Origin of the sequence: Xenorhabdus sp. Sc-CR9, assembly GCF_963897815.1 — a bacterium.
Lineage (GTDB): Bacteria > Pseudomonadota > Gammaproteobacteria > Enterobacterales > Enterobacteriaceae > Xenorhabdus.
In genome coordinates, this window is the sequence record NZ_CAWQTY010000129.1 from 43,811 (window position 1) to 62,139 (window position 18,329).

Below are 18,329 nucleotides of genomic sequence, written 5' to 3' on the forward strand. Positions count from 1 at the left end.
TTAATACCCGCCTAATGATTGATTTTCTGAGCCTAAGATAATGCCCAAAATTGGAATGCAGTCGATAAGAAAACAGCAACTCATTGATGCGACATTAACCGTTGTCAATGAAGTTGGAATGCAGGAAGCCAGTATTGCGCAAATAGCCCGAAAAGCAGGCGTTTCCAACGGAATTATCAGCCACTACTTCAAAGATAAAAATGGGCTACTGGAAGCCACCATGCGTTATCTGCTGAATCAACTGGGCATGGCAGTAGCACGTCGATTACGTCTGCTTGACAACGCAACTCCCGCGCAGCGGCTAAAAGCGATTGTCGAAGGGAACTTTGATCCCAGCCAAATCAGCAATGCGGCAATGAAAACCTGGTTGGCATTTTGGGCAAGCAGCATTCACCAGCCCAAACTGTATCGTTTACAACAAGTTAATGAACGCCGCTTGTATTCTAATATCTGTGTTGAATTTAGGCGCGCTCTTCCCAAAGCAGAAGCACGGCTGGCGGCTCAGGGACTTGCAGCATTGATTGACGGTATTTGGTTAAGAAGTGCATTAAGCAGCAAGCCCTTTGACATTGAAGGGGCATTTAAAATCACTATCGATTACATCAAACAGAAACTCAGTACATCTGGTATGACCTGAGTTCAAACCTTATGGATAGGCTCTTAAGGAGAATCTATGACCCATTTTGGATTACAGAAACTTTATATCCATGGTGCTTATGTTGATAGCATCACCCCTGACATCAAGACCTTTGATGCAATCAATCCCACTAATGGCGGGATTATTGCTCAATTTCAGTCCGCAACAGAGCAGGATGTTGATCTGGCTGTCCAGAGTGCTCTTCAAGGACAGAAAATTTGGGCAGCCATGACAGCAGTGGAACGTTCCCGGATCTTACTCAAGGCAGTGAATATTTTGCGTGAGCGCAATGATGAACTGGCTGAACTGGAAACACTGGATACAGGGAAACCACTTTCTGAAACCCGGCAACTTGATATTGCTTCTGGTGCTGATGTATTGGAATATTATGCAGGTTTAATCCCTGCCCTTGAAGGGCAGCAAATTCCATTGCGTGAATCATCTTTTGTATATACACGTCGAGAGCCACTGGGTGTTGTGGCAGGCATTGGTGCATGGAACTACCCTATTCAAATCGCTCTTTGGAAATCTGCACCCGCACTGGCTGCCGGTAATGCAATGATTTTCAAACCCAGTGAATTCACTTCTCTCACTGCTCTAAAATTAGCTGAAATTTATACCGCAGCCGGTTTGCCTGATGGCGTGTTTAACGTCCTGACTGGCGCAGGTCATGAAGCAGGGCACTATCTGGCAATCCATCCGAAAATTGCCAAGGTATCTTTTACCGGCGGCACAGTCACCGGCAAAAAAGTCATGGCAAATGCGTCCAGTTCCACCTTAAAAGAAGTCACAATGGAGCTGGGTGGCAAGTCCCCTCTGATTATCTTTGATGATGCAGATCTGGATCGCGCAGCTGATATTGCGATGATGGCAAACTTTTTCAGTTCAGGTCAGGTTTGTACTAACGGAACACGCGTTTTTATTCCCAAAGCCATGCTCTCACAATTTGAAGCCAAAATTCTTGAGCGAGTTAAACGTATTCGCATTGGTTCACCTCTTGATTTCAACACCAATTTTGGCCCTCTGGTCAGCTTCCCGCATATGGAATCTGTTTTACGCTATATCAACAGTGGCAAAAACACTGATGCCCGCTTGCTCTGTGGTGGTGAACGCATACAGGAAGGCGAACTGGCAAAAGGCGCATTTGTTGCACCAACGGTATTCAGTGATTGTACTGATGACATGCTGATTGTACGGGAAGAAATCTTTGGCCCTGTCATGTGTATCCTGACTTATGAAACGGAAGATGAAGTTATCATGCGAGCCAATAACACCAATTACGGCTTAGGTGCCGGATTAGTGACAAAAGATCTTTCTCGTGCACACCGGGTCATCCATCAACTGGAAGCCGGAATTTGTTGGATCAATACGTGGGGTGAATCTCCGGCTACCGTGCCTGTGGGCGGTTATAAACATTCTGGTGTTGGTCGTGAAAATGGGCTGATGACACTGCAACATTACACACAGACTAAATCAATACAGGTGGAACTGGGCGATTTTGAATCCCTATTTTAATCCATAACTGAAACAGAGGAGATAACAATGGTATTTGACTACATTATTATCGGTGCTGGTTCAGCGGGTAATGTGCTTGCAACTCGTCTGACGGAAGATCCCAATGTGACTGTCCTGCTGTTGGAAGCTGGCGGGCCGGATTACCGATTCGATTTCCGCACTCAAATGCCGGCTGCACTGGCATATCCCTTGCAGGGAACCCGTTATAACTGGGCTTATGAAACCGATCCTGAACCTCATATGAATAATCGACGCATGGAATGCGGTCGCGGAAAAGGGCTTGGTGGTTCTTCACTGATTAACGGTATGTGCTATATCCGTGGCAATGCACTGGACTTTGACAATTGGGCGATGCAGCCAGGGCTGGAAGACTGGACTTATCTTGATTGCCTCCCCTATTTTTGCAAAGCTGAATCACGGGATATCGGCGCAAATGACTATCACGGTGGTGAAGGGCCTGTCAGTGTCACAACGCCCAAGCCGGGAAATAATGAACTTTTTCACGCTATGGTCGAAGCGGGTATCCAAGCAGGTTACCCACGTACTGATGATCTCAATGGTTATCAGCAAGAAGGTTTTGGTCCAATGGATCGCACTGTCACCCTTAATGGGCGTCGGGCCAGCACCGCTCGTGGCTATCTGGATCAAGCACGATCTCGGGCTAATCTCACAATCATTACCCATGCCTTAACTGATATCCTCAAATTTGAAGGAAAAACAGCAGTTGGCGTTGATTTTTATCGGGGTAATAGCGCTACTGTGATGAAAGCCAAAGCTCGTAAAGAAGTTTTACTTTGTGCCGGAGCCATCGCTTCCCCACAGATTTTGCAACGCTCAGGTATTGGTTCTGAAAAAATCTTGAACGAACTTGGCATTCCGGTTGTACAAGTATTACCGGGAGTCGGTCAGAACCTGCAAGATCACCTTGAAATGTATTTACAGTATGAATGCATCAAACCCATCTCTCTTTACCCTGCCTTAAAATGGTATAACCAACCTCAGATTGGGGCTGAGTGGTTATTCAAAGGCACGGGTATTGGTGCCAGCAATCAATTTGAAGCGGGTGGTTTTATTCGTACCAGTGAAAAATTTGCCTGGCCGAATATTCAATTTCACTTCCTGCCTGTTGCTGTTAATTACAATGGCAGCAATGCCGTCAATCAGCATGGCTTTCAGGCTCACGTCGGTTCTATGCGTTCCCCAAGCCGTGGCCGAGTGAAAATTAAGTCACGGTGTCCACGTCAGCATCCCAGTATTTTGTTCAATTATATGTCTGCGGAGCAAGATTGGCAGGAATTCCGCGATGCTATTCGCATAACACGGGAAATCATGGCACAACCCGCGCTCTCTCCCTACTGTGGACGAGAAATCAGTCCGGGTGCTGAAATTCAGACAGATGAACAGTTGGATGCGTTTATTCGCGAACATGCCGAAACGGCATTCCATCCATCAAGCAGCTGCAAAATGGGAACAGACGAAATGGCTGTTGTGGATGGTCAAGGGCGTGTACACGGCGTTAAGAATTTACGTGTTATTGATGCTTCTATTATGCCAAGCATCATTACCGGAAATTTGAACGCCACAACAATTATGATGGCAGAAAAAATCGCCGATAGAATTCGGGGAATTGCCCCCCTGCCACGTAGTCAGGCGAAATATTACATTGCCAATGACACGCCAGTTCGTCAATTGACGAAAAATAATCACCAATAAATTTATTCACATAAAAATGTGATAAACCATCAATACGGGAAAATTGAAATATATTGTAATATTTTTTACATCGTCATTTTTTCCCGTATTGATATTCAACTAACTTAGACCAAATCCAATGTCATAAAGATATGTTCCGCGCCCTCTTCCAAATAAATTTCACCATGGGCTTGATAACCCAGGCTTTCATAAAATGGTTGAGCATGACATTGTGAGGATAAACTAATAGTCGTAATGTTATTTTTGCGCCCATAATCTTCAATAAACTCCACGATGTTACGACCAATTCCCCGACCACGATAACCCTTTAATATCGCAACACGACCGACTTTAAGCATATTATTGTCCATCAGAATTGCCCGTAATACACCAATCGGCTTTTCATCATCATATATCACTACATGCAGAGCAATATCATCATACTCATCAATATCAATCTCAGCCGCAAATCCCTGTTCATCCGTAAATACCTGTTTGCGGATGTCGAATGCTTGCTGAATTACTTCAGAATTCTGTCTTCCTAAGCTGTGTTTTATTTTCATTATTATGTCCTGAATGTGGTTCTCAGAGTAAACCCTGACCTATGTTTAAATGGATAGATTAAGTCAAGTTAGGGTAATAAAAAGAATATTTAGCTTAATTTATGTAAGGATAAGGGTGATCTTTTCAGATCACCCTTCCAATATTAAATCATTTTTCATACTGACAGGAGATCACATTGATAAATTAATCTTCATCTTTTTTATCATCCTTACTTTTCAGACTATTGGTCAAATCATCCGTTTTTTTATCGGCCTCAGACTTTATATCTTCCGTCTTCGATTTTATTCCATCTGAAAGATGATTAAGCTTGTCAGTAGCCTGATCTTTTATTTCTCCGGCTTTCGATTTCACATTATCCATCAGATCATTTGCTGTCTTAGCGGCTTCATTTTGCATATCAGCCATTTTTGACTTCGCCTGATCGGCAATGTCGCTGACAGAATTACTGATTCCGCCATGCGCATCCTTAGACTTATCAACCATGCCGTGGCTTTCATGCTGAGTATTTTCCTTAATATCATGTGATTTTTCTTTTGTTCTATCCATCACACTCGTCGCTTTTTGTTCATCATCCTTTTTCATTTGTACTGCACTTTCTTCAGCTTGCTGAGCAACATCTTCGGCTTTTTTCGACGCATCATCACAACCCACAATCAGTGTTACGAAACCAGCCACTATCAAAGAACCAAAAATTTTCTTCTTCATTGACTAACCCCTTGTACTTACAGAAATTTAACTTAAGTAATAAGCACTTTGATCTCATTGCTGACATAGTCAGCGATTGAGAAGGTGAAACGAAATAAACAATTATTTCAATCAACTGCAATGAATAAAGATCACACAATTTATAGAATATACCCGTCGTCTTCCAAGCTGCTAGCTTTGTTGGTTGGGTATAAAAGCTATCACCGTACTGCTTAACAAAATCCACAAATAAAAATAATTCTCATTTTTGTTTGCCCGATTTAGTTTCTCAGATGACTTATAACAATGAAAATATTTTACTTGATCATATTTCAGGAAATTTATGGCAAATAATAGTCAAAAATTGGAAAAACGCCCACTTGTAACCGTGATTCAGAAAATTTTAACCAGCACAGTCTCAGGAACATTAGTGCTAGGTGCTGTATTTTCCGGCTCGGTTTACGCTACTGCAAATTCAACTGAGCAAGAACCTGAAAAGAAAAGTGAGGTGATGAAATTATCCACACTTTCTGTTGTGGAAAGTTTATACAATAGCAATGATGCGGGCAGTTCAGTACTTAAAAAGGCTGATATTGACCGGACACAAGCTGATAACATTGCTCAATTGCTCGATCAACTGCCGGGTGTTTCGATGTCAGGATCTCCGCGTCCTGGCGGGCAAACATTAAACATTTGGGGGATGGGGGCAAATGAAGATGTAAAAATCACGCTGGATGATGCCCCAAAAGGTTTCCAGAAATATCGTCAGGGTTCTATCTTTATTGAGCCAGAGTTAGTTAAACGCATAGATATTGATAAAGGGCCGCACAATTTACTGAATGGTAATGGTGGATTTGGTGGATCTGTTAAAATTGTCACCAAGGATGCCAATGATTTGCTGAGGCCTGATGAAAACTGGGGAGGCTTGATCAAACAAAGCTATCACACCAATGACAGACAATGGATCAGCAGTGGTGCCCTGTTTGGCAGAGATCCTGATGGTTTTGCAGATGGGTTACTCTATGTGAGTAAGCGCGATGGTCATAATATTAAACGCCCTGATGGTACTCGTTTTGAGTTTTCACACAACGACCAAACATCTTATTTATTAAAAACCAACTTCTACCCCAATGATACCCATACCATAAGCCTGTCTGCTATGCGTTCCGAAGCGGATGGTTGGCAACCATGGGCAGCTAAACGAGATGGAATGGTAGTTCCATCGGCTGCCGAGGTAAAAAAATATGGCTAGGATGATGCATGGAAAAGGAAACTGGTCTTCCGTGAACAAGTTGATCAAAACTACACAGCTAAGTGGAATATCGCGCCAGAGGACAATCGGTGGCTAAATCTGACGATGACTTATGGGTATTCCAAAACCAAACAAGACGATAGCCGTGCGGAAAATGCTGCTAATACTTTCAGCGGATTAATGGGCAATAAAAGCTGGGTTAATTACATCGATAATAGCGCGGAAATCCAGAATAAGAGTGTATTCTCAACAGGCATAATCGAGCATGAATTATTGCTGGGAACACGTTGGCATAAAAAGGATAGCGATATTTTAATGTTTGACAGGGGGAAGAAAAATGAAGCAGAGTACAATTATGGCTATTATCAACCTAGCTATATGCCAGCCGGTAGTCAGCAAGCTTACAGCTTATATATTAAGGATTCTTTGAAACTGGGGCGTGTAACTGTAATTCCAGGTGTCCGCTACGACCATATCAAAAATACTGGTGAAGAGAATAAGGCACCGAGATTTAACAACAAATCACCTGAAGCAAACCATGACTACCGCAGTGTAACTTATACTGGCTGGTCGCCTCATTTGGGCGTAATGTGGCAAGCCAGCAAAAATATTTCCCTGTTTGCAGATATCAGCCGTACATGGCGGGCACCATTGGTTGATGAACAATATGAGGTTCAATCAGTTCTCACCAGCCTCACTGGCTCCAGCCGTAACCTTGATGTTGAAAGGATGACAGGAGTACGATTCGGCGCAATTCTTGATTTCGATAATCTGATGTTTGAGGATGACAGCCTGCAAATTCGTACCACTTTATTCCATAACCGTGGTAAGGATGAAATCTTCAAAAGACGAGGGATTTACTGTAAAGTTCAAACTGACAGTGGCTCCAGCAGTTCATGTGAAAAAAACCTGTCAAACTACCGCAATTTGCCGGGATATACCATCGAAGGTCTGGAAATTGAAACCTTCTACAACAGCAGCAAACTATTCGGGAAATTATCTTTCTCTACTATCCGCGGCCAGCGTGATACTTCTATGCGAGACCCATGGATAGGCCATAAAACCTGGTTTACGGAAATTCCGCCGACCTCTGTCCATGCCATGCTAGGTTTCAAAATCCCACAATTGCAGATGGAGATGGGATGGAAAGGAGAATTTGTCCGCAAACAAGATCGCTCACCTGTGGATGATGATCCAATGGCTGGATATTGGGCATTACCTAAAAGTAAAGGTTATGCCTTGCACGGCCTGTTTGCGAGCTGGCATCCTACTTTCATGAATGGTTTTGAAGCACGTATCACCGTCGATAATTTGTTCAATCGTGGTTATTATCCTTACTTAGGAGAAGCAGTTTCCGGTATTGGCCGTAATTACAAGCTCAGTATTTCGCAGCAATTCTAACTGCATTTAACTACTTAATCCCTAACCCTCTTAAAAATTAAGGGGGTTAGATCTGAAATGTGGCGTTGACTTCCCTCCATTAAATACAAATAATTATTATTATCATCACCCTTACCCCTCCTACTAGGCAATATAATCATGACGGTGCAAAAACACACACTTGGGCATAATGAAATTGCCCGACAACTCTATTCCGATTATTACTCTTGGTTATGCTGCTGGATCAGAAAAAACAGTGCTTATTCAAATCATGCCGAAGATCTCGCTCATGAAATTTTCATCAAACTGATGCAGTCGTCAGATCTCACCAATCTCTGCCAGCCAAAAGCCTTTTTAATGACGATAGCCCGCAGAACCATCTCTAATCATTACCGCAGGAAAAAACTTGAAGACAATTATCTGAAATATGTGAGTACAGTCCCGAAAATCTCATCAATTTCTTCTGAGTATCAGTTTTTACTGTTAGAACAGTTAGACAGTATAGATAAAACTCTTGATGAACTTCCGACAAAAGTTCGGCTGGCATTTTTGCTGACCCAACTTCAAGGGATGCGTTATAAAGATGTAGCGGAAGACCTCGGTGTTTCAATAAGTTCGGTAAAAACCTACTTACAGCAAGCCCATAAGAAGTGCTCCCCTCTTTTTCTCCTGTAATAAATCAATGCTCCGGCAGCAGAATAGGTACTGGTGAATGGTTATTAAAATCCTGTTAGAATTCGCGGCGTGAAATAAACATTATCGTAGTGAGTTGACGGAAAATAATACCAACAGGTTAATTAAATGGAAAGTATGAGCCAAAAACTGAATATTCTGCGTAAAGTTGATAACTTATTAATGGCTCACAATCCCAATAGCAGCAAGGGTATTAAGCGATTTATCTTAGAGTTTCTTTTCTTTGGATTGATTAATGCACGCTCGTGCTTATTTGCTGGTTTCTTTTTTTTGGCTTTATTTTTGGTTCCGGCAAAAGGCATCATAGGCATACCACGTTATGATGTACTATTCGTATTTGCAGTGGCCTTTCAAGCATTACTAATATGGTCAAAACTCGAAACATGGGATGAATTGAAAGCGATCTGTGTCTTCCACTTAGTCGGCTTCATAATGGAGCTATTTAAAACATCAGCATCTATCAGTTCATGGCAATATCCTGACGCTGCGTTTACTAAACTTTGGGGAGTCCCGCTATTTACAGGTTTTATGTATGCGGCTGTGGGGAGCTACATTATACAATCATGGCGCTTTTTTAAGGTACGTATTGAGCATTACCCACCGTATTGGATGGCAACACTGGTGGCATTGGCCATTTATATCAACTTCTTTAGTCATCATTATATTGATGATTATCGCGGGTACTTAACTGCTTTTATTTTCGGTTTGTATGCTCGTGGTACTGTTTTTTATACTCCGTTGGATAAAGAACGCAAAATGCCACTATTACTTGCTTTTATACTAATTGGTTTTTTTATTTGGCTGGCGGAAAACTTCGGGACTTTCTTTGGGATCTGGCAATACCCACATCAATTAGGCGCTTGGTCTGTTGTTCATGCGGGAAAATGGGGAGCATGGTCATTATTGGTGGTGGTTACCTTTACGATTGTAGTTCACCTTAAACATATCAAAGCGAATGTAGCCATTTCCCGTTAATTTAGTAATGTCTCTTTCTCACTCATGCATAACAGTATGAAGCGATATTATCACCGACATTTAGTGGAGAATGCGTTTGCCATAATCAAACATTTTTGTTCTATAACAACGAGATATGATAAATTAGAACGAAATTATGCCAGCATGTCAGCACTGGCATTTATCATTATCTGATTACCTATGTGGGTTGATTGATTTATGAACATAAAACATCAACAACCCCGAACTTATCTATAACAAAAAACCCCTTGCATTTTTGTTTTAATAAGTTTAATGTTTTGTTAAAATAAGGTTTTACTAGCAGTAAGATCCTTTATAACACATTGTTTTATCAGTATTTATCTCCTTAGTTGTGTGTACATTACTAATTATACCGATAATTCTGACATCGATACTTTGTTAAATTCGAGGTTTTTTATGTGTGGTACGACTTTTGTTCCAATGACTGCCAATTTGCAACTGGCTATTTTTCTGATATTGAACGTGCAACCGTTTTCTACAAATTTTTATTCAAAACAGATCCTGTCTTTACTAACCTACGCTTGGTTATATTATTCGTATTTTCCCATTAGATTAAAAAATACGAAATTAATTAGGCAGTTATCCTATATTTCATAATGATTTTTAAATTTTATTCAGTCGTAAATGTCTATGCAATTTACAAAAGTTTATTATTTTTTCTTATCTCTATGACAAAGAATTATTCATATCATTCAATGTACCAATATTACTTCAGGACTAAAAACATGAACCATCCTTAAAAGGAACAACAGAATTTTCATTAATTACAAAAATCTTAAATATACTTTCATTTTAAAATAAAATATATTTCATGTGATAAATTTTCATAACAATCACGATAATAAATCTAATGATTGGGTAAAAAATGACGAGATTATAATTACTTATAAAATTGTAAAACAGGGAGTAATAGACAATTTTTTCATAATATATTTGTCTTTTATTATTTATTATTTATTATTTAACCATCTACAATAATATTGCATTTTGAGCCTACTTATTGTTCAACAATATTAATTAGATGGTAGTTTATATCTATTTCATATGTTCCAAAAGCCGCATTATTACTAGATCTAGGTCAGATCGAAATTGCCATCTGGTTAATAAAGATTCTGGCTATTTTCAACTTACTATTTCAATAGGTTCTTTATGATAAAGTATAATGATGAGTTTGATCAGATTCGCGAAAAAAATCGTAAGATTGTAGAGAAGTATTTGGAATTAACCAAGGGTGAAGCACGCTTAAAAAGACATGAACTTTTTGCAGAAGATGCAGAAGGTGGGCTCTGGACCACAGAAACGGGTGAACCAATTATTATACGGGGTATTGAGAAATTAGAACGCCATGCCCACTGGTCGCTTCAATGTTTTCCCGACTGGGAATGGTACAATATCAAAATTTTCACTACTGACAACCCTAATCATATTTGGGTTGAGTGTGATGGCCATGGTGTTATTCGTTTCCCTAATTATCCTGAACGTTACTATGAAAATCATTTTATTCATTCTTTTGAATTACGTGATGGGCTTATCATACGTAACCGGGAATTTATGAACCCTATTAATCAGCTCAAAGCACTTGATATTATTGTGCCAAAAATAAATCGCCAAGGAATCCCCACTTAAATTTTCATTAATTAATGATTCTCTGAGTAAAATATTTAAAATAATTAACTACTATTATTTATATAGTAGTTAATTAAAATCAATTCAGTTCTTTTTCTGAGTCATGCTCTTAGGTAATAATTAAAAGGCAAGTTAATAAAATGAGCAGAACATTAAAATCTGAGTCCTATAACATAGACAGCATTCATATTCCCTCTCATCAACCTTTAAATTGGAAAATAAAGAAAGAAACGTGTGCTTTATTGATTCATGATATGCAGCGTTATTTTGTGAATGCTTTACCTAATAAACTAGTAATCAATTTGATTAATTCCACAACAAAAGTATTACGTTGGGCCAGAGATAACCGTATCCCTGTTTTTTATAGTGCACAGCCTGGGCGAATGACAGTGGAGCAACGAGGGTTACTTGTTGATTTATGGGGACCGGGTATGCGTACAACGGAAGATGATCAGCGAATTATTGATGAGCTTTTTCCGAGTCCAGAGGATGTCATACTGACAAAGTGGCGTTATAGCGCTTTTTATCAATCTGAATTTGCTGACAAGTTACGTGAACGTCAGTGTGATTCACTCATTATTACGGGTATCTATGCCTCCGTTGGTATTCAAGCCACGAGTATTGATGCCTTTAGTCATGGTATTCGTCCTTTTATTGTGGCCGACGCCCTTGCTGATTTCACTCAGGCAGGGCATCAAAATGCGGTCAATTATATGTCGGACAATTGTGCACAAGTACTGACCTCTGCGGACGTGGTGGATTATGAGTAATCTCTTATCTTCTATTATTTCTTCTCCTGAACAACCTTTTGCATTGTTGTATCGCCCAACAGTCAATTCAGGCGAGGTTGAGATTTTTCAATTACATTTAGGAAAAACTGACACCATTGAACATGCTGTCAGTCGTGATCCGCTTTATAAAGAAAAGTTGCTATTGCTGCCTTTTCGACAAGTGATTGAACGTGGTTATTCAGCCGTTGATGATGGGATGCCGATTCTAAGTTTACCTATCATTGCACGTCAGCAAATTTCAGTTTCGTCATTGGTAGAACAATTACCTGAAGCTTCTTTTGCTGTAGATAATGTCCATTTCAATCTGAATGATAAACAGTTTGGCCAAAGAGTAACACGCCTGATTGAAAATGAAATTGGCCAAGGTGCCGGTTCTAACTTTGTTCTGCACCGTAAGCTACGCGCAACGATTTCAGAGTATGAGCCTGCACATTTATTAAGCCTTTATCGACGCTTATTGAAAATGGAATTTTCTGCTTACTGGGTCTTTTTAATCAATACGGGTGAGCAGGCATTTATTGGGGTTTCCCCGGAATTACATGCGTCATTGAATGAGGGTGAAGTGAGTATGAACCCTATCAGTGGCACATACCCGTATCCCGTTGATGGGCCAACGGTTGAGTCATTATTAACTTTTCTTTCCTGTCAAAAAGAGACCAACGAACTTTTCATGGTTGTAGATGAAGAGCTAAAAGTGATGTCTCAGTTGTGTGAAAAAGGGGCACAAGTTAGTGAACTGAAATTGAAGCAACTGAGCCATGTCGCACACACGGAATACGTTTTACGCGGGGAAAGTCATGCCGGGATTGCTGATATTCTGCGTGAGACCTTACCTGCGCCGACAGTGATAGGCAGCCCGGTACAAAGCGCATGTGATGTCGTTATGCGTTATGAGCCAGAAGGACGCCGTTATTACAGTGGTGTTATTGCGTTAGTCAGTCATTCCTCTGATCAGATATCGCTTGATTCGGCGATTGCGATTCGCACTGCAGAAATTACCCCTCAGGGACATGTTGAAATCAGCGTGGGGGCAACGATAGTGCGAGATTCTAATCCCGTTGATGAAGCAAATGAAACCCGTAGTAAAGCACAGTCGTTATACAGCGCCATGTTACCAGAGACAAATCGGCTCCTGAACATGAATGTGCATAAAAATAAGATGAAAAACTTAAGCGATATTCCGGCCATATCTGATGCATTGATAAACCGGAATGCAAGAGTATCTCGTTTCTGGCTAACAGCACCTGACGAACGTATGCGTTGTTTACCTCATTTCGGAGGAAAGCGGGTATTGATTCTGGATGGTAATGATACGTTCACATCAATGTTTAAAACGTTGTTCGTATCCCTTGGTGCAACCGCATTCGTTGAGAAAGTCCACAACGATGTCGATTTTAAACCTTATGACCTTGTTGTCGCCGGTCCCGGGCCAGGCAACCCGCTTGATGAGCACGACAGGCGTGTTACAGACATGCGCAGTGTCATCCAGCGCATGATTACAGCTGAATACCCTTTTTTTGCGGTATGTCTTAGCCACCAAATTCTCTCGGCATTATTGGGATTGCCGATTGTTCGCTTATCACCGCCCAATCAAGGTATTCAGAAAACGATTTGGCTTGGTGACCGACAAGAACGTGTTGGTTTTTACAACACATTTTGCGCCAAGGCGGATGAGCAAACTATCAACAAACTGCATAAAGCAGGGATCACCCTGTACTTTGATGATGGTAAACAAGTACATGCCATTAGCAATGCTCAGTTCTCATCTGTTCAATTCCATCTGGAGTCTTTTCTGACCATTGATGGGCTGGAGATTTTAGACCGTTTTGTTAAACCTCTTTTGCAAACGCAATGTTCAGGAAGCAGAGAAAATGCCTAACAATATAGTAATTAATTATAACGTAATGAATGCATTTACCCATATACCGCTGGAAGGGAACCCTGTTGCTGTATTTCACGATAGTGAGGTGTTGTCTGCACCGGTAATGCAAGCGATTGCCCGTCAACTACAGCTCTCAGAAACCACATTTATCAGTGAACGAACTGAAAATGGTCATGCACGGGTGAGAATTTTCACACCTGTCAATGAGCTACCGTTTGCAGGGCATCCACTGATGGGAACAGCAAGTGCATTTTCCCGTCGCCATGGCCTAAATCACTTCGTTTTCCACACGCATTTTGGAGCCGTACCTGTTTCAGTGGAACATCACAGCGAGGTACTGAGTGAAGTAAAAATTACTGTGCCCTTAGCGAGTTATAAACCTTTTGTTGAAGAAAAAAAATTATTGACCGCGCTAGGTCTGGAAAAAGCAGAACTGCCTGTTGAAATCTATGATGCGGGAGCACGGCATGTATTAGTCGCAGTAGACAGTATTTCAACATTGCATGGGCTTCAACCCGATCAGCGTGCTTTAGCCGATTTTGATGATTTAGCGGTAAATTGCTTTTCCTGGCAAGGAACACAAGTCGAAAATCGGATGTTCTCTCCGGCTTATGGTGTGACAGAAGATGCCGGAACCGGCTCTGTTGTGGGTCCGATAGTACAGCACTTAATTAAATATAGGCAGTTACAGATGAACGAAAAGGTGGTTATTGAACAAGGTATATTACTTAATCGTCGTTGTGTGATGTATGGCGAAGTGAAATCCAAAAATGGCCTCGCTTCTCATACTGAATTATCGGGGCAAGTTTGCTATTTCTCAGAATGCAGTGCGCGTTTTTAATGAAAGTGTTGGCTCGGATTAAAAGGTATTAAAGGAATCGAAAAATGAAGAGACTCGAGTCATTAACTGGACAGCTAGATGTCCCTTTTCCGCATTATGATAACCCTCCTCTCTCACCAGAAATAGTGATGAAGGAGTGGTTGGCACGTGCACGTAGTGGTGATGTACGTGAACCCGATGCCTATACTCTTGCTACACGCAGTGCTGAGGGTGATATTTCGATGCGCACGATGTTTCCCGTTCGTTTTGATGGTGATGTGCTGTTATTTGCGACGCACAGCTCCAGCCATAAGGGGCAGGATATTGACTCAACAGGCTCTGCTGGCTGCCATATCTATTGGCGTGAGTTAGGGCGCCAGTTAAGTCTTTCAGGGTCAGCAATATTGGTTCCCGATGAGGTGGCTGATGCGGTGTGGAATGCGCGGGATCCGGCCTATGACCCTGTATCAACGGTGTCTTATCAAAGTGATCCTCTCACGGATATCGCTGCCTTATTCAATGAAGTCGCTAAATATGATGGAAAAAATAAATTACCGCGACCTAAGCGCTTTGTTGTTTATCAATTCATGATAGAGCGTTGTGAATTCTGGGCAGTTGATGCGTCCCGTATACATAAGAGACTGGTTTATGAACGCACCGAAAATGGGTGGAAAAACGAACGATTACAGCCATAAAATTAAGATGCTTACTGCTGTGCAAGCCAATCAGGACCCCAACCGTTTTGTTCAGGAGATTATGAAATGGCATTTTTCTGAAGAAACGGGAACAAATTTTTGGTTGGCGATGCGTCAGGAATTACCGTTTAATCCTATTCGTGACGTTAACACGTTTAATGACTTACGGAAATTCCCGGATATTTCGGAGCGTCTTCACACTGTTCCAATTCAGCATCTTCTGCCACATGGGTTGAAACATGATCAACAAGTTTCTGTGTATGAAAGTGCTGGTACAACAGGGAAGCCAAAATATGTTGTAGCTTATGATGCATGGATTCAAACACTTATTGATTGGAGAATGTCATCATATAAAGATCGTCCAGACAGGCCCGTTGGCAATACACTGGCAGCCGTCCCTTCTGGACCACATATCGTAGGCGCTATCAATAAAGTGCGTGCACAAAAGTTGGGCGGCCTTTGTTTTATGATTGATGTTGACCCACGCTGGATTAAGCGATCCATCAATGCAGGCGATATGGCTTGTGTTTACCGCTATTCTTCCCATCTGGTCGATCAAATTGAAAATACGCTGCTTAATCAGGATATCCGTTTTCTTGTGACAACTCCGTCTGTATTGTATGAGCTAGTGAAAAGAACTGAGTTGGTTACTTATATGAGACGTTCGCTAGCACAAATTACGTTAGACGGAACAGAAATCAATCTTGATGAAGTGAAGTTTATTGCTAATGAGATATTACCTGAATGTGAATTTAGTGCGAGCTACGGTAGTACTTCTGCATTAGGGGTATCACGGTCGTTGCTGATTAAAGCAGACAGTGTTCGGGTGGAATATAATAGTTTTACGCCATTTATTACCTATGATGTAGTTGATCACAATACGTTGGAAACGGTTGAATATGGTCAGCGGGGAACTGTTGTTGTTTCTCATCTCAGCCATTATGCCTTTTACCCTCGAGTCTTAGAAAGAGACACAGCAATTCGCTTACCCGGGGACGGGCAAATTGGGGACAGGCTGGCAGATATTGTTACTGAGGCAACTGGAATTTATTAGAATCGGGGGCTAAGCATGAATATGAAATCATTTGAGTAATAATTTGTTATTCCAACAAAATATTGAACCGACACATTGCTAATGGATAGTGCCCTTGAATTGGTACTATGGTATTGATTACGTTTAATTTATTTTCATTATTATTGCTACTTATTTCCATCTATTGTTTTATCTATACCTGTCGTCTTTCAAGTTGCCGCTTTGTTGGCTGCGCTCACTCACCCCGGTCACATAGTTATCTATGCTCCAGGGGATTCGCTCCTTGCCGTCGCGCTGCATCTTGAAATCCAATGGGTATAGAGAGTTATAGTGAAAAACACCTAAAAGAATAGATTCTTATTGTGTCAGTTACAGCATTTACCTGTTTATTGGCATGGACTTTACCTTAAATAGAGTGAGTTAATTAAATTTTCTGGAAAGATATTATAAAATATTTTGTTGATAGTTACTTTGTTAAATAGCATCTCTAAACAATAGAATAAACCTTTTCTTGCGTGACACCGGACAAGGTTGTAACCGCTAAATATTAGGAAAATTTATTTAATTATTATACGGAATAAAAAATACGATATAAAATAAATGGGTTATATCACCTTGATTTAAATCATAATTAACAGTATCGGTTCTACATCAGGAAATAACTGATTAGTAAATGATGAAATCAATCTCTTTATTTAAAAAATACGATAGGAGAATGATTGAATCACATTAAAACAGGATTACGATAATACAAAAAGGTGAAAATAAAATGAATAATAATGAACATATCATAATAACACCAGAGCAACTTAAAGCGGAATTCCCCCTTCCTGTCCAACAAAAAGCTGAGATAGATCATTTTAGAAAAATGATTACAGATATTATTACAGGCCGCGATCCTCGCTTATTAGTAATATGTGGGCCTTGCTCAATACATGATCCAAAAGCAGCTATTGAGTATGCCCGTCATCTCAAAGCACTATCAGATCAAGTGAGTGATAGGCTCTATCTTGTCATGCGGGTCTATTTTGAGAAACCGCGCACAACTGTTGGGTGGAAAGGGTTAATTAATGATCCTGATATGAATAACTCATTTAACATTGAAAAAGGTCTAAAAGTTGCACGTTCTCTATCAGTTGAATTGGCAAAATTGGGTTTACCGTTGGCGACGGAAGTACTTGATCCGAATAATCCTCCGTACTTAGAAGATATATTTAGTTGGTCAGCGATTGGGGCTCGTACATCGGAATCTCAAACCCACCGTGAAGTCGCGTCAGGTCTATCTATGCCTGTTGGTTTTAAAAACAGCACCAATGGATGTTTATCATCTGCAATTAATGCGATACGTGCAGCTGCAATGCCCCATCGTTTTATCAGTATTAGTCAAACAGGATTAGCTTGCTTATTACAAACAAAAGGGAACCCAAACGGACATATTGTTCTACGCGGTGGCTTAATGCCTAATTATAGTCCGGCTGATATTGCTAAGTGTGAAAGTGAGATGATGAATGCCGGGCTTAAACCTGCAATTATCGTGGACTGTAGTCATGGTAACTCACATAAAAATTACTGTTATCAACCTATCGTAGTAGAATCTGTTGTCTCACAAGTATGCAATGGAAATAGTGCCATCATTGGTTTAATGATTGAAAGTAATCTTAATGAAGGGAATCAGCCACCAAACCAACTTCTCAGTGAGATGGAGTATGGCGTTTCTGTTACTGATGGTTGTATTAGTTGGGAGGTAACGGAGAGATTATTGCATCAAATTCACCAAACACTGAACGATACGCTGACATGCAAGTGGATTAAGAAAAAGGAAAACGAAACACAAACTATAACAATGGGCAGCTAGAGAGAATCCGCAGAACATAAAATTACCAGAAAAACTTTAAAAACAAATACTTACTTTATTCCCTTACTTCCCTTGGGAAAGAGGTATTAAGTTAATCAGATAAATTATCTGCATTACTGTGATAATCGATAACACGATAACCTGACTTTCTGCCTGTTCTTATGAAATCGAAGATAATACTTTCTGAGCCTGAACGAATAACATTGCAACAACT

Annotated in this window: 14 protein-coding genes and 2 pseudogenes; 14 read left to right on the forward strand and 2 right to left on the reverse strand. The window is 40.7% G+C overall.

Going from position 1 to position 18,329, the window contains the following annotated elements; all coding sequences use genetic code 11:
* The first annotated feature begins 40 nt into the window (after positions 1–40).
* The 3 genes from betI to betA are packed head-to-tail and all read left to right on the forward strand — an operon-like array spanning position 41 to position 3,865.
* Positions 41–637 (forward strand): transcriptional regulator BetI, encoded by a 597-nt coding sequence (gene betI / locus AACQ81_RS06395; protein WP_237386659.1) that lies wholly within the window; start codon positions 41–43, stop codon positions 635–637.
* A gap of 36 nt (positions 638–673) precedes the next feature.
* On the forward strand, positions 674–2,152 hold the full coding sequence (betB, locus tag AACQ81_RS06400; RefSeq protein ID WP_237386660.1) for a betaine-aldehyde dehydrogenase: 1,479 nt from the start codon (positions 674–676) through the stop codon (positions 2,150–2,152).
* A gap of 27 nt (positions 2,153–2,179) precedes the next feature.
* Complete coding sequence (betA, locus tag AACQ81_RS06405; RefSeq protein WP_237386661.1) at positions 2,180–3,865, forward strand: choline dehydrogenase; 1,686 nt, start codon at positions 2,180–2,182, stop codon at positions 3,863–3,865.
* Between the two features lie 104 nt (positions 3,866–3,969).
* Here the strand turns inward: betA and AACQ81_RS06410 are convergent, their stop codons facing one another.
* Together AACQ81_RS06410 and AACQ81_RS06415 are read right to left on the reverse strand one after the other, a co-directional pair.
* A complete protein-coding gene (locus AACQ81_RS06410; RefSeq protein ID WP_237386662.1) occupies positions 3,970–4,407 on the reverse strand; it encodes a GNAT family N-acetyltransferase in 438 nt (145 codons plus the stop codon).
* A gap of 184 nt (positions 4,408–4,591) precedes the next feature.
* Positions 4,592–5,113: a YtxH domain-containing protein gene (locus tag AACQ81_RS06415; protein WP_237386663.1), complete on the reverse strand. Its 522-nt coding sequence runs from the start codon at positions 5,111–5,113 to the stop codon at positions 4,592–4,594.
* Between the two features lie 322 nt (positions 5,114–5,435).
* Here AACQ81_RS06415 and AACQ81_RS06420 point away from each other — a divergent pair.
* From AACQ81_RS06420 to AACQ81_RS06470, 11 genes and pseudogenes are all read left to right on the forward strand, one after another.
* Positions 5,436–7,745: pseudogene (locus AACQ81_RS06420) on the forward strand (TonB-dependent hemoglobin/transferrin/lactoferrin family receptor).
* Between the two features lie 138 nt (positions 7,746–7,883).
* Complete coding sequence (locus tag AACQ81_RS06425) at positions 7,884–8,399, forward strand: sigma-70 family RNA polymerase sigma factor (RefSeq protein ID WP_237386664.1); 516 nt, start codon at positions 7,884–7,886, stop codon at positions 8,397–8,399.
* 126 nt (positions 8,400–8,525) lie between these two features.
* Positions 8,526–9,392 carry a DUF817 domain-containing protein gene (locus AACQ81_RS06430; protein ID WP_237386665.1) on the forward strand — a complete coding sequence of 289 codons (867 nt, stop codon included), beginning with the start codon at positions 8,526–8,528 and terminating at the stop codon, positions 9,390–9,392.
* Positions 9,393–9,437: 45 nt separating this feature from the next.
* Positions 9,438–9,566 (forward strand): annotated as a pseudogene (locus tag AACQ81_RS06435) (IS5/IS1182 family transposase); the annotation flags it as partial.
* Between the two features lie 996 nt (positions 9,567–10,562).
* Complete coding sequence (locus tag AACQ81_RS06440) at positions 10,563–11,039, forward strand: PhzA/PhzB family protein (RefSeq protein ID WP_237386666.1); 477 nt, start codon at positions 10,563–10,565, stop codon at positions 11,037–11,039.
* Positions 11,040–11,179: 140 nt separating this feature from the next.
* Complete coding sequence (locus tag AACQ81_RS06445; RefSeq protein WP_237386667.1) at positions 11,180–11,809, forward strand: isochorismatase family protein; 630 nt, start codon at positions 11,180–11,182, stop codon at positions 11,807–11,809.
* Positions 11,802–13,709: an anthranilate synthase family protein gene (locus AACQ81_RS06450; protein WP_237386668.1), complete on the forward strand. Its 1,908-nt coding sequence runs from the start codon at positions 11,802–11,804 to the stop codon at positions 13,707–13,709. The genes AACQ81_RS06445 and AACQ81_RS06450 overlap by 8 nt, the downstream gene beginning before the upstream one ends.
* Positions 13,702–14,553 (forward strand): PhzF family phenazine biosynthesis protein, encoded by an 852-nt coding sequence (locus tag AACQ81_RS06455; protein ID WP_237386669.1) that lies wholly within the window; start codon positions 13,702–13,704, stop codon positions 14,551–14,553. Before AACQ81_RS06450 ends, AACQ81_RS06455 begins: the two co-directional genes overlap by 8 nt.
* Positions 14,554–14,597: 44 nt before the next feature.
* Positions 14,598–15,227: a pyridoxine 5'-phosphate oxidase C-terminal domain-containing protein gene (locus tag AACQ81_RS06460; protein WP_237386670.1), complete on the forward strand. Its 630-nt coding sequence runs from the start codon at positions 14,598–14,600 to the stop codon at positions 15,225–15,227.
* On the forward strand, positions 15,181–16,281 hold the full coding sequence (locus tag AACQ81_RS06465) for a phenazine antibiotic biosynthesis protein (protein ID WP_237386671.1): 1,101 nt from the start codon (positions 15,181–15,183) through the stop codon (positions 16,279–16,281). The genes AACQ81_RS06460 and AACQ81_RS06465 overlap by 47 nt, the downstream gene beginning before the upstream one ends.
* A 748-nt stretch (positions 16,282–17,029) precedes the next feature.
* Positions 17,030–18,115: a 3-deoxy-7-phosphoheptulonate synthase gene (locus AACQ81_RS06470; RefSeq protein ID WP_272903035.1), complete on the forward strand. Its 1,086-nt coding sequence runs from the start codon at positions 17,030–17,032 to the stop codon at positions 18,113–18,115.
* Positions 18,116–18,329 lie beyond the last annotated feature (214 nt).

Excerpts from the sequence above, each read along its gene's own strand:
- betI (WP_237386659.1), top strand. The coding sequence starts at position 41 with ATGCCCAAAATTGGAATGCAGTCGATAAGAAAACAGCAACTCATTGAT.
- betB (WP_237386660.1), top strand. The coding sequence starts at position 674 with ATGACCCATTTTGGATTACAGAAACTTTATATCCATGGTGCTTATGTT.
- betA (WP_237386661.1), top strand. The coding sequence starts at position 2,180 with ATGGTATTTGACTACATTATTATCGGTGCTGGTTCAGCGGGTAATGTG.
- AACQ81_RS06410 (WP_237386662.1), bottom strand. The coding sequence starts at position 4,407 with ATGAAAATAAAACACAGCTTAGGAAGACAGAATTCTGAAGTAATTCAG.
- AACQ81_RS06415 (WP_237386663.1), bottom strand. The coding sequence starts at position 5,113 with ATGAAGAAGAAAATTTTTGGTTCTTTGATAGTGGCTGGTTTCGTAACA.
- AACQ81_RS06425 (WP_237386664.1), top strand. The coding sequence starts at position 7,884 with ATGACGGTGCAAAAACACACACTTGGGCATAATGAAATTGCCCGACAA.
- AACQ81_RS06430 (WP_237386665.1), top strand. The coding sequence starts at position 8,526 with ATGGAAAGTATGAGCCAAAAACTGAATATTCTGCGTAAAGTTGATAAC.
- AACQ81_RS06440 (WP_237386666.1), top strand. The coding sequence starts at position 10,563 with ATGATAAAGTATAATGATGAGTTTGATCAGATTCGCGAAAAAAATCGT.
- AACQ81_RS06445 (WP_237386667.1), top strand. The coding sequence starts at position 11,180 with ATGAGCAGAACATTAAAATCTGAGTCCTATAACATAGACAGCATTCAT.
- AACQ81_RS06450 (WP_237386668.1), top strand. The coding sequence starts at position 11,802 with ATGAGTAATCTCTTATCTTCTATTATTTCTTCTCCTGAACAACCTTTT.
- AACQ81_RS06455 (WP_237386669.1), top strand. The coding sequence starts at position 13,702 with ATGCCTAACAATATAGTAATTAATTATAACGTAATGAATGCATTTACC.
- AACQ81_RS06460 (WP_237386670.1), top strand. The coding sequence starts at position 14,598 with ATGAAGAGACTCGAGTCATTAACTGGACAGCTAGATGTCCCTTTTCCG.
- AACQ81_RS06465 (WP_237386671.1), top strand. The coding sequence starts at position 15,181 with ATGAACGCACCGAAAATGGGTGGAAAAACGAACGATTACAGCCATAAA.
- AACQ81_RS06470 (WP_272903035.1), top strand. The coding sequence starts at position 17,030 with ATGAATAATAATGAACATATCATAATAACACCAGAGCAACTTAAAGCG.